Consider the following 9,753-nt stretch of genomic DNA (forward strand, 5'->3'; position numbering starts at 1 on the left):
CGAAAGGCCCCAACCCCCGATGGCTGCACACCTCCTGGTGCCGTACGTGGATGACCTGGTCGACGTCATCCACGGCCTCCACGCCGCCGCCGACTGCCACTGCCCCCAGTACCCCGACCCGGCACAGGCCGCCAAGTGGCGCCGCCTCGCCAACGCGATCGGCGATGCCACCGACCGGCTCCCCGCCCCTCCTCAGAAAGGCGCCTCCGAATGATCAGCCTCACCAAGCTCGAAGAGACCGCCCCCGCACTCGTCGATGTCGCGAAGACCGCCGCGGCCTCCCTCCAGAAGCGAGCACTCGATGGCAGCAACATGGCGGTCTACCTCGTCATCGACCGCTCCCTGTCTATGGCGCGCTACTACGCGGACGGCAGCGTGCAGCACCTCGCCGGCCGCGTCCTGGCCCTGTCCACCCGGCTCGACGACGACGGCCTGGTCCCGCTCGTCATGTTCGACCACCGCCCCTACCCGCCCGTCGGCATCCACCTCACTGACTACCAGGGCGTCGTCGCCGACCAGCACGAACTCCACGGCGGGAAGCCGACCATGGGCCGCACCAAGTACGCGGTCGCCATGGACCGAGTGATCGGGCACTACCGGTCGTCGGGAGCCACCGGGCCCGCGCTCGTCGTGTTCCAGACGGACGGCATCCCCAACGACCCGCTGGAGACCGAGTGGACGCTCCGAGAGGCCTCCAGGATGCCCATGTTCTGGTCGTTCGTCGGCTTCGGCACAAAGCGGGTCGCCTACCTCGACAGCCTCGACCAACTCCGCGGCCGCGCCGTCGACAACGCCTCGTACTTCCACGCCGGCTCCGAGCCGCAGACCCTCAGCGACGAAGCGCTGTACGACGGCATCACCCATGAGCTCCCGGGCTGGCTCAACGCCGCCCGCCAGCTCGGAATCGTGCGGTGACCTCATGTTCGGACTCACGACCACCCGCCACCACCGCGCCGTCACCACCGAGCTGCGCGCCCAGCTCGCCCAGGCCTACCTCTCCGCCGAGCTCGACCGGCGGCGCTTCGAGCGCAGCCGCGCCATCGAGCGGAAGAACTACCGGGACCGCCTCGACCGGATGATCAAGGCCGTCGCCCACACCCGGCGAGATCTCACCGGCGCCAACGGCACCATCGGCCGGCTCGCCAAGCAGATCGTCGACCAGCCGCGCCCCGAACGTATCGGGAGCCGCGGGTGACCATCCTTGCCCGCGACCTTCACGCCGGCGCCGAGGCCGAGTCTCCCGAGGAGCTCGCCGTGCTGCCGCCTCACGTACGGATCGACATCACCGAGCACCTCCTCGGCGGCCGCCCTCCGCACGTGATCTGCCGCGAGCTCAACGTCCCGCACAGCGACGTCGCCGACGTCCTCGCCAACCTGGGCCGCAACTACGCACCCCGCGAGCTGCGGCCCACGATCCAGCAGCGCTTCCGATCCCGCACCCGCCACATCAGCGGCGGCCACCTCCTGTGGCTCGACCAGATCGACAACGGCATCCCCGTCCTGACGCACGCAGGCCGCGTCCACTCCGCCCGCCGCATCGCCTGGGCCATGACCCATCCCGGCCTCCCTGACGGCCCCGTGCTGCCCGGCTGCAGCGTGCGGACCTGCGTCGCCCCTGACCACGTCATCGACCACACCACGCGTCACAAGCTCGCCGCCCTTCTCCACGAACTCCTGGGAGACGCCCGCCCATGAACTGCCCCGTCCCGCCGCTCGACTCGGCCACGATCACCCCGGCCATCGCCCTGCAGGTCCTCGCCCAGTACGACCACCCGGCGCCCGGCGCCCTGCCGGCGGAAAGCTACCCCGCCCAGATCGTCGCCTGCATCGACCGCGCCGACTACGACCAGAGCCGCATCTACGCCAGCCAGTGGCCCGCGCACTACGCCGCCGTCGACATGGCCCGCAATAGCCCCACCGGCATCACGACCCTCCAGGCGATCGCCCAGACCGCGCCCGCCACCACCAAGCCGTCGCCCTCCCTCGATCGGAGCCGCCCCGTGTACCCCAACTACGACGCCCCCCGCCTCGAGGGCCCCTACCTGGAGGTCCACGCCGAACGCGCCCGGCAGGTGGCCCAGCGGGGACACGAGGACCACCAGCTCCCCGAGTGGGTTGTGGCCATCGTCGAGCACGTCGGCAACCTCGCCCAGGCCGTCCTCGACGCGACCCAGGACACCGACCGGCCCACCAGCCACAACGCGGCGGTCCGCGCCGAGGCACTGGAGATCACGGCGGCCGGAATGGCGCTGATCGAACATCTCGACCGCGTCGAAGCACTCGCCTGAAGCTGACACCCGAGCATCACGTGACCATCCGTTGCAGTGCGTGCAAGACGCCGATGCGGAAGCCGAGCCCGGACGGGCTCGGCCCCACCTGCCGACGCAAGGAACGGGCTCGGCGGCGCAGCACCGCCTTCAAGGCCGCGGACGCCGCCCGCCGCCGCCTCGGCAAGCCCGTACAGACCGCCCCCGGCCAGCTCGCCATTCCCACGGAGTTCTTCCCGATGTCCCAGACACGCCCGGCCACTTCCGCAGCACCAGGCCGGCCGCCCGCGCACCGCCAGCTCGACGCGAACGTGCCGCTCCCCGAGATCCGCATCACCCCGTGAGTAGCAGCACGGCCGGCCCTGTGGATGCCAGGGCCGGCCGCACCCAGCACGATCCCACACCGAACCTGGAGCAGCCCATGCCCGACCGCCCGTACTACCGCGATGATCAGGTGACGCTCCTCCTCGGCGACGCCCTGGAACAGCTCCGCACGCTGCCCGCCGGCTCCGTCGACTGCATCGTCACCAGCCCGCCCTACTTCGGTCTCCGCGACTACGGCACGCCCGGTCAGTACGGGCTGGAGGCGACGCCGGCCGAGTACGTCGAGACGATGCGGCAGGTTTTCGCCGAGGCGCGACGCGTGCTCGCCGACGACGGGACGCTGTGGCTCAACCTCGGCGACAGCTACGCCTATCCGCCCGGCTCGACGCACAAGCAGGGCCAGACCGGGCAGCGGAAGGACTGCACGTTCACCGCCGAGACGATCCGAGGCACCACGGCGCTACCCACCAAGAACCTGATCGGCGTTCCGTGGCGCGCCGCGTTCGCCCTCCAGGACGACGGATGGATCCTCCGCAGTGAGGTCGTCTGGTACAAGCACAACGCGATGCCGGAGTCCGTCACGGACCGGCTGGCGTCGCGACACGAGCACCTGTTCCTGATGACGAAGGCATCGAGGTACTGGTTCAATCTCGACGCCATCCGCGAGCCACACACCATGCGCCCGCAGCGCAGGCCTCGAGGTCACACGGAGCGCCAGCGTCTCGGGGTTCTGCCCGCGCAGACGTACTCGACGTCGCAGCGTGACGAGCCCGGCATCGACGGGCACCCCCTCGGCCGCAACCCAGGCGACGTCTGGGACATCACCACCAAGCCCTATCCCGCCGCGCATTTCGCTGTGTTCCCCATCGAGCTGCCCACCCGCTGCATCAAGGCCGGCTGTAAGCCCGGCGGGACCGTCCTCGACCCGTTCTCCGGGTCCGGCACCACAGGCGCCGCGGCCCGGCAGTTCGGCCGGCGGTACATCGGCATCGACCTGAACCCGGCCTACCACGACCTCGCCCGCGAGCGGTTCGCGCAGGGCGTCCTCGACCTGCCCGCATGAGCAGCAGCACGTCCGCCCGCCCCTCCAGTCCATCCCCGCCCGAGGAGCAGCACATGCCCGACAGCACACCCGCCACCGTCGACCTACTGCGCCGTACCGAGTCCTACCTGTCCGCCCTGCACGGGGCCGTCGCCCGCCACGACAATCTCGCCGCCGGGCTCGGGTGCGCGGGCTGCGAACTGCGGGACCAGATCGGCGAGGCGCTGCTCGCCGCCGCCACGGTCCCGGCGCCCGCGACCACCGACCGGGTGGCGCTCGTCGACCTCGCCGCGCAGTCCATCCGCGACAGCAACGGCAGCCCCGACGCGCTGGAGTGGTGGCGCACGCACCCGCAGTTGATCCCGGCGCACGTGTACGCCGACGCGGTGCTGGCCGTGCTGCTCGCGCCAACCGGCCGGAAGGCGGGCCGCCACCCCACCGCACCACCGGAGGACCGCATGACCGCCAACCCGATGATCGCCACTGACCGAGTGCTGCAGGAAGTCCTCGCCGAACGCGTCCGCCAGGACGAGAGGTGGGGCGAGCAGAACCACCCCGACGGCACCGCACTCACGGAAGACCGCGACCGCGCGAATCGGGCCCGCCACGTCTGCGAGTCCATGGCACGGATGGGACAGCTCACCTGGCGGGACGTCCTGCACGAGGAGGAGCAGGAGGCCTTCGCCGAGTCCGACCCGGCCAAGCTGCGCGCCGAGCTGGTCCAAGTCGCCGCAGTCGCCGTCGCCTGGATCGCCGCAATCGACCGCCGCACCGCCTGACCTGACCCGCCGATCCGGCCACCGCCGCGACCGCGCACACGTCGGGCCGGGTACACCGCCGCCCCCGTACACCGCTGACATCACCGTCAACAAGGAGTGATCATGACCGACCCGACGCCCGCCCCGTCCGCCGAACAGCAGCTCACCAGCACCATCTACGACTCGATCACCGAGTTCCAGCTCACCGCCCAGTACGCCAGCCTCCAGCACGCCCAGATGCGGCAGTACCTCGCCGAGCACCTGGCCGCCGCGCTCGTCAGTCAGCCGCCGGCCGAGCTGGCGCCCGCCGCTGACACGATGCCCGCCTGGCTGGCGCAGCGCTTCGACCCACGAGGCCCCGAGTGGGACGCCCTCACCGACGACGACCGGACGTATTGGGAGCACCACGCCGCCGCTGTCCGCCGCGCGGTTGCCCGGGGCGGGTTCAAGGCCGCCGAGGGGGCGCAGCAGACGGCGACGCTCCTCGTCGACCGGACCTCGTCCAGCTGCGGCGCCTGCGGGCAGCCCACCTTGCCGAGGGCGCTCGCTCACGTCGACGTGTCCGGCTACGCCCCGAAGCGCGGCGGGGGCTGCGGCGCCACCTTCACCGCGATCCGCAGCGTGAACCGCGGCGTGGTCGAGGACGACTTGCGGTCCCTGCGCCCGGACCTGCCGATCGCCTCCTCGTGACTGTGTCTCGTCGTCCCATGCCCCACCCCGCCCCGCAACGAAAGGCCACACCATGACCGACCGCCCGTACACCGACGAAGACCTCCGCGCCGAAGCAGGCCGCGCCCTCTCCGCGCTCGTCCACCTGCCGACCGTCGAGGAGATCGTCGCCTCCTTGCGCCAGTCCTACATCCCCCACCTGCACGCCGACGGTGATCTCGTCACCTGGGGCAGCGTCCTCGACGAGGACGAACTCGCGGAGGCGGCACGCCAGATCGCCGAGCGGATGATCCCGGCGGCGCCCGTGGGCGAGTGGGCCGTCAACCTCGGTGCCGACGGCCTGGAGCCCACCGCTCACGTCATCAACCTGGACAGCCCCGACGGCCCGTTCGTCCGCCTCCACCTCGCCATCCACCCCGACATGCCCGAGGCCGACCGGCTGCGCCTCCACAAGGGCATGCGGCACGCCATCATCACCGCGGTCGGCGAGCCCGACGAGGACGAGGAAGTCGACGAGCTCGGTGACTCCGACGGCGACGTCCTCGACCTGATCGCCGAGATCGCCTCACGCCTCCGCGACGCCACCGACGAGGGCGAGTACCACGCCGTCGGCCTGGTCTACGACCTGGCGAGCGGGCGCACCACCTGCGCCGAGGCGCGCCGAGACCTCGCCGACATCACGCTGCGCCACGTGTGACAGCACCGGCGCCCCGCAGTCGAGTTGCGGGGCGCCGGCCCCTCCAGTCCATCACAGCCCGAGGAGCAGCACATGACCGAGACCACACCCGCCGAGCGCCGCAACCGGTACGACGCAGCAATCCGCGAGACCGAAGGCTGGGTCCTCGACGACGGGCAGCACATGCTCGACGCCGTTATTGCCGTCGCGGACGCCGAGCAGGCCGAACTGCGCACGGCGAACGAGCGCATGCGACACGAGCTGGAGGTGATGTACGGCGGCGCCTTCGACACGCTGCCCGCCACGGCCCCGGCGTCCGCGCCCACCGACCAGGTGGTCGAGGAGGCGGACGCCGACACCGTCACTAGGCGAGCCACGCAGGTGATCACCAGCATGGGCGCCGACATCCGCAGCCTGACGGGCGAGCGCGACCGCTACCGGTCGGCATGGTGCAGCGCGCGGGAACGCGCTCAGGCCCATGGCGAGGGAATCCTCCGCGTGGTCGGGGACCGCGAGGAGTACCGGAAGTGGCTGCGTCAGGCCGAGGCAGCCGCCGAGGCGTACCGGCTCGCCCTGTCGCAGGCCCTCGGCCTCGGCACCGGAGCGAACTGGGAAGCCATCCGCGACCGAAGCCGGGACCTGGTCGCCGAAGTCGCCGAACTGACAGAGGCCGTGCGCCGGCTCGGCGGCCGGGACGAGGAGACCCGATGAGCATCTACCACCCCGACATTCCGCTCGGCCACAGCATCCCGACGCATCAGACGTTCGGCTGGTGCTCTCACTGCCCGGGACGCACCCTCGCTGAAGAACTGGCCGCCTGGCAGACACGCGAGCTGAGCCGCCTGGCCGATGCCGTGTCCGGTCCGGGCCGGGCGGACGGCGAGCCGCGCAGCTACGCCGAGCGCGTCAACGCGCCACTGTCCGAGTCGACGATCACCGCGCTCAACCAGCGTCTCCGAGCGGGCGACACACCCCGCCGCAGGGTTGGTCGACGGGCGGACGGCGAGGCACAGCAGGACGAGACGCAGGCCGAAGCGATCGCGCGGGTTCGGAATCTGCACCGCCCGGCGTCCGACTGGTCCTGGAAGCCGCTCGGCTGCCAGCACGACGGCGCGCACACCGCGCCCTGCCGCGGTTGCCGGGGCAAGTGCTGGCCCTGCCCGACCATCCGCGCCATCGACGGCGAGCAGCCCGCCGCCGTGTCCCAGCCCGACGGGGAAGCCTGACCATGGCCGAGACCAACCCGCACGGCGACGCCACCCGCTGGAATGCGCGCTACCCGATCGGCACCCCAGTCACCGCCTACCCGGGCGTCCGGCCCGAGGACGGCGACGGCAAGCGCCTCGACACCCGCACCCGTTCTGAGGCGCAGGTTCTCGGCGGCACCGCGGTCGTCTGGGTCGACGGACACGGCGCGTGCATCGCCCTCACCCACGTCGACCCGGTCCAGTCCGCCGACACGTACACACCGCCCGCACCGTACCGGCGGTCCGACGGAGTCCTCGTCTGCTGCCACACCACCCCGGTCGGCCCGGGTTCGTGTGACGACTGCTGGGACCTCGTGAAATGGGACGCCGTGAACACCCCGGTCACGCTCGACGACCAGGCACAACGGCCGACCGCCTGTGCGTCGATCCGCGCCAGCATCGCCGACGGCGGGGCGCCGCCGTCGTGAGCTTCGTGGACCGCATCTTCCTGATCCTCGGCGCCGCAACAGCCTGGACTGCCCTCACCGTGGCGCTCGGCCTCGCCGTCGTCGCCGGGGTCCTCCTGATGGTGGTCCGGCTGATCCGCCGCCACCGCCCCTGACCAAACCCCCGTCTCATTCGCAAGACGAACACGGAGTCCTATCCAATGTCCCTCACAGAGCGCACCGTCCACGTCACCCGCCGCGAGTTCGCCGTCGTCGCTGACCCGGCATACGGCGCGAACCACGTCGAAGTGGGCAAGGCCTGGCGGGCCGTCGACCGCGCCTACCGCGAGGTCCACGGCATCACCGACGCCAACGCCAGCACGCCGGACAACGCGATCGCGTTCTTCCCCGGCGACAGCGAGATCATCATCAGCTTCGAGACCGAAGGACACGCCCAACTGTCCGTCGACGAGCTCGCGCGCGCCCTGGCCGAGTACGACCGCCGGGCCGGCCGCGAACACATGGCCTACGCAGACCTCCCGCGCCCCGAACAGCAGAAGTACCGCCTGGCCGCGACAGATCTGATCAACGTGCTCGCGACGAGCGGCGTCGCACCCCGGAACTGATCTCAATGCGTCGAGCGGGCCTGCCGATCAGTGAACAGGCAGGCCCGCCCCGCCCTCGCCCGCCCTTCAACGACAGGAGCCGTGATGGCCGGTGGCACCCCCCACGACCAGCTCTCACCCGCGCAGATCCGCGTCATCGCCGCCTACGCCCGAGGATTCCGCACAGCCCAGGTCTGCGCCGTCCTCGACATGAGCTGGCAGTGGGGGCACCTCCCCACCCGGCGCCCTGCCCAGCCGCAACCGGCAGAGCCCGCCGTCGAGCAAGCTCACCTCCTCCACGCGTCGGGGGCGACGTCGTGACGATGGGCATCACCCTCAACTGCAACCAGCAGTGGGCACACGGCACATGCGCAACCTCCCTGATCACCGGAACGTCGAACCCGGACGAAGCGCGCGCCGCAGCACAGCGACAGGGCTGGCGGACCCACCCGGACGGCCAGGACTACTGCCCGGGCCACTCCGGACGCCCGCCCCTCATCGACGCGAACGTCGTACCGCTTCGCCCAGGCCAAGAGCCCGCCTCGACCCCGCAGGCTGGCGGCTCGAGCACAGCCGCGAGCACCGTCCGTGAAGCAGCTGAGCTCCTGCGGCGACTCGCCGACACCACGACCGCCGAGCTCCGGGCCGACGGCTCCTGGCACCTCCACCACGTCTCCCGCGAACGGTGGTTCATGGAGGGCGTCTCGAACGCGGTACCCGGACCAGCCGGGCAGCTCGCCGGCCTCCTGGCCCCCGAGAGCGCGCGCTTCGTCGCCAACCTCCTCGACCGCACAGTCACCCCCGGAGACGAAGGCATCGCCCCCATCCCCGCAGAGGCGTTCCTACTCGCCAACAACATCGTCAGGAGCCTCCGACGATGACCGCCGCACGTGGCGGCACGCGTCGGCCCCGCATCGTCTGCCTCCTCCTGGCCCTCCACGCCGTATGGAACGCCTGGTGTGCAGCGCAGCAGTACGCGTACGGCAACGTCCCGTGCGCCGCGATCTTCTTCCTGTTCTCCCTGGTCCCGGTCGTCGCCCTGGTCCTACAGAGCGAATTCGACGACCTCCACGACGCGCTCCGCTACTACCGAGCCCGAGAAGCCCGAACCACCCAGGACGGCATCCCCGGCGTACACCGTGCGCGCCCTCGACGGAGAGGCCCCCCAGCCATGAGCGTCTGCGCCCTCTGCCGTGAGGCCGGTCTCACCCCCGGCCAGCCCCACACCTGCCGCGAACCCCAATTCGCGGAGATGGTGTTCACCCGTCACCGCGGGCGCGGCATCACCATCGACACCGCGCCGGCCCGCACCCGTATCTCCGTCCAGGCCCTCGTCGACAAGTACAGCTACCTGCACATGCCGCGCCCCGACGTCGTGGTGTTCGCCGACCAGGTCGTGTACCGGGTGGCCGGGTACGACCCGGTGCTGAGCGCGCTGGAGTTGGAGCTGCTGGAGGACATGCGGCCGGCGGCGCCGAGCGAGGAGCAGCCCGATGGATGAGCTGCACGTCACCTCGCACACGAAGCTCGTGCCCGCCTGCCCGTCCGGGCGGCACGTCGTTCACCCGCTCGTCGAGTGCGACGAGATCGACCTGCTGTCCGCTGCGTTCGCCGAGATGTACGAGGCTGCCCTGACGCAGTCGATCGACGGCAACGGGACGGGCGCCTCGCTCGGCATCCTCGCCACGCATTCGTCCCGGGAGCCGACGCCGATGGACCGGGCCCTCGACATCCTCGACCCGGAGCTGCGCCGCTGCCCGCTGTACGACGCGTGACGTC

General features: G+C 71.3%; 19 protein-coding genes. All 19 read left to right on the forward strand.

Going from position 1 to position 9,753, the window contains the following annotated elements:
* Positions 1-19: 19 nt before the first annotated feature.
* The 19 genes from AB0912_RS15375 (at position 20) to AB0912_RS15465 (ending at position 9,749) form a co-directional block, all read left to right on the forward strand.
* Positions 20-214, forward strand: coding sequence for a hypothetical protein (locus AB0912_RS15375; RefSeq protein WP_366699672.1), 195 nt, complete (start codon positions 20-22; stop codon positions 212-214).
* Positions 211-915: a VWA domain-containing protein gene (locus tag AB0912_RS15380; RefSeq protein WP_366699674.1), complete on the forward strand. Its 705-nt coding sequence runs from the start codon at positions 211-213 to the stop codon at positions 913-915. The genes AB0912_RS15375 and AB0912_RS15380 overlap by 4 nt, the downstream gene beginning before the upstream one ends.
* Positions 916-919: 4 nt before the next feature.
* Positions 920-1,195: a hypothetical protein gene (locus tag AB0912_RS15385; protein ID WP_366699676.1), complete on the forward strand. Its 276-nt coding sequence runs from the start codon at positions 920-922 to the stop codon at positions 1,193-1,195.
* A complete protein-coding gene (locus tag AB0912_RS15390; protein WP_366699678.1) occupies positions 1,192-1,695 on the forward strand; it encodes a hypothetical protein in 504 nt (167 codons plus the stop codon). The genes AB0912_RS15385 and AB0912_RS15390 overlap by 4 nt, the downstream gene beginning before the upstream one ends.
* Complete coding sequence (locus AB0912_RS15395) at positions 1,692-2,288, forward strand: hypothetical protein (RefSeq protein ID WP_366699680.1); 597 nt, start codon at positions 1,692-1,694, stop codon at positions 2,286-2,288. Before AB0912_RS15390 ends, AB0912_RS15395 begins: the two co-directional genes overlap by 4 nt.
* A 53-nt stretch (positions 2,289-2,341) precedes the next feature.
* A complete protein-coding gene (locus tag AB0912_RS15400; protein WP_366699682.1) occupies positions 2,342-2,611 on the forward strand; it encodes a hypothetical protein in 270 nt (89 codons plus the stop codon).
* A gap of 77 nt (positions 2,612-2,688) precedes the next feature.
* Positions 2,689-3,654, forward strand: coding sequence for a site-specific DNA-methyltransferase (locus AB0912_RS15405; protein ID WP_366699895.1), 966 nt, complete (start codon positions 2,689-2,691; stop codon positions 3,652-3,654).
* A 53-nt stretch (positions 3,655-3,707) separates the two neighbouring features.
* Positions 3,708-4,412, forward strand: a complete 705-nt coding sequence (locus AB0912_RS15410; RefSeq protein ID WP_366699684.1) for a hypothetical protein — start codon at positions 3,708-3,710, stop codon at positions 4,410-4,412.
* 102 nt (positions 4,413-4,514) lie between these two features.
* Positions 4,515-5,081, forward strand: a complete 567-nt coding sequence (locus AB0912_RS15415) for a hypothetical protein (RefSeq protein ID WP_366699686.1) — start codon at positions 4,515-4,517, stop codon at positions 5,079-5,081.
* 52 nt (positions 5,082-5,133) lie between these two features.
* Positions 5,134-5,757, forward strand: coding sequence for a hypothetical protein (locus AB0912_RS15420; RefSeq protein WP_366699688.1), 624 nt, complete (start codon positions 5,134-5,136; stop codon positions 5,755-5,757).
* Positions 5,758-5,829: 72 nt separating this feature from the next.
* A complete protein-coding gene (locus AB0912_RS15425) occupies positions 5,830-6,447 on the forward strand; it encodes a hypothetical protein (RefSeq protein WP_366699690.1) in 618 nt (205 codons plus the stop codon).
* On the forward strand, positions 6,444-6,962 hold the full coding sequence (locus tag AB0912_RS15430) for a hypothetical protein (protein ID WP_366699692.1): 519 nt from the start codon (positions 6,444-6,446) through the stop codon (positions 6,960-6,962). Before AB0912_RS15425 ends, AB0912_RS15430 begins: the two co-directional genes overlap by 4 nt.
* A 2-nt stretch (positions 6,963-6,964) precedes the next feature.
* Entirely contained in the window at positions 6,965-7,411 is a 447-nt protein-coding gene (locus tag AB0912_RS15435; protein WP_366699694.1) for a hypothetical protein, read from the forward strand.
* Positions 7,408-7,545 (forward strand): hypothetical protein, encoded by a 138-nt coding sequence (locus tag AB0912_RS15440; RefSeq protein ID WP_366699696.1) that lies wholly within the window; start codon positions 7,408-7,410, stop codon positions 7,543-7,545. Before AB0912_RS15435 ends, AB0912_RS15440 begins: the two co-directional genes overlap by 4 nt.
* A 45-nt stretch (positions 7,546-7,590) precedes the next feature.
* Positions 7,591-7,995 carry a hypothetical protein gene (locus AB0912_RS15445; protein WP_366699698.1) on the forward strand — a complete coding sequence of 135 codons (405 nt, stop codon included), beginning with the start codon at positions 7,591-7,593 and terminating at the stop codon, positions 7,993-7,995.
* Positions 7,996-8,079: 84 nt separating this feature from the next.
* Entirely contained in the window at positions 8,080-8,295 is a 216-nt protein-coding gene (locus AB0912_RS15450) for a hypothetical protein (RefSeq protein WP_366699700.1), read from the forward strand.
* Complete coding sequence (locus AB0912_RS15455; RefSeq protein ID WP_366699702.1) at positions 8,292-8,855, forward strand: hypothetical protein; 564 nt, start codon at positions 8,292-8,294, stop codon at positions 8,853-8,855. Before AB0912_RS15450 ends, AB0912_RS15455 begins: the two co-directional genes overlap by 4 nt.
* Positions 8,852-9,475: a hypothetical protein gene (locus AB0912_RS15460; protein ID WP_366699704.1), complete on the forward strand. Its 624-nt coding sequence runs from the start codon at positions 8,852-8,854 to the stop codon at positions 9,473-9,475. Before AB0912_RS15455 ends, AB0912_RS15460 begins: the two co-directional genes overlap by 4 nt.
* A complete protein-coding gene (locus AB0912_RS15465) occupies positions 9,468-9,749 on the forward strand; it encodes a hypothetical protein (protein WP_366699706.1) in 282 nt (93 codons plus the stop codon). Before AB0912_RS15460 ends, AB0912_RS15465 begins: the two co-directional genes overlap by 8 nt.
* The last annotated feature ends 4 nt before the right edge of the window (positions 9,750-9,753 follow it).

This window comes from Streptomyces sp. NPDC007084, assembly GCF_040703595.1.
Lineage (GTDB): Bacteria > Actinomycetota > Actinomycetes > Streptomycetales > Streptomycetaceae > Streptomyces.

Bases quoted from the DNA above. Each gene is read 5' to 3' on its own strand.
- AB0912_RS15375 (WP_366699672.1), top strand. From the start codon at position 20: ATGGCTGCACACCTCCTGGTGCCGTACGTGGATGACCTGGTCGACGTC.
- AB0912_RS15380 (WP_366699674.1), top strand. From the start codon at position 211: ATGATCAGCCTCACCAAGCTCGAAGAGACCGCCCCCGCACTCGTCGAT.
- AB0912_RS15385 (WP_366699676.1), top strand. From the start codon at position 920: ATGTTCGGACTCACGACCACCCGCCACCACCGCGCCGTCACCACCGAG.
- AB0912_RS15395 (WP_366699680.1), top strand. From the start codon at position 1,692: ATGAACTGCCCCGTCCCGCCGCTCGACTCGGCCACGATCACCCCGGCC.
- AB0912_RS15400 (WP_366699682.1), top strand. From the start codon at position 2,342: ATGCGGAAGCCGAGCCCGGACGGGCTCGGCCCCACCTGCCGACGCAAG.
- AB0912_RS15405 (WP_366699895.1), top strand. From the start codon at position 2,689: ATGCCCGACCGCCCGTACTACCGCGATGATCAGGTGACGCTCCTCCTC.
- AB0912_RS15410 (WP_366699684.1), top strand. From the start codon at position 3,708: ATGCCCGACAGCACACCCGCCACCGTCGACCTACTGCGCCGTACCGAG.
- AB0912_RS15415 (WP_366699686.1), top strand. From the start codon at position 4,515: ATGACCGACCCGACGCCCGCCCCGTCCGCCGAACAGCAGCTCACCAGC.
- AB0912_RS15420 (WP_366699688.1), top strand. From the start codon at position 5,134: ATGACCGACCGCCCGTACACCGACGAAGACCTCCGCGCCGAAGCAGGC.
- AB0912_RS15425 (WP_366699690.1), top strand. From the start codon at position 5,830: ATGACCGAGACCACACCCGCCGAGCGCCGCAACCGGTACGACGCAGCA.
- AB0912_RS15430 (WP_366699692.1), top strand. From the start codon at position 6,444: ATGAGCATCTACCACCCCGACATTCCGCTCGGCCACAGCATCCCGACG.
- AB0912_RS15435 (WP_366699694.1), top strand. From the start codon at position 6,965: ATGGCCGAGACCAACCCGCACGGCGACGCCACCCGCTGGAATGCGCGC.
- AB0912_RS15445 (WP_366699698.1), top strand. From the start codon at position 7,591: ATGTCCCTCACAGAGCGCACCGTCCACGTCACCCGCCGCGAGTTCGCC.
- AB0912_RS15450 (WP_366699700.1), top strand. From the start codon at position 8,080: ATGGCCGGTGGCACCCCCCACGACCAGCTCTCACCCGCGCAGATCCGC.
- AB0912_RS15460 (WP_366699704.1), top strand. From the start codon at position 8,852: ATGACCGCCGCACGTGGCGGCACGCGTCGGCCCCGCATCGTCTGCCTC.
- AB0912_RS15465 (WP_366699706.1), top strand. From the start codon at position 9,468: ATGGATGAGCTGCACGTCACCTCGCACACGAAGCTCGTGCCCGCCTGC.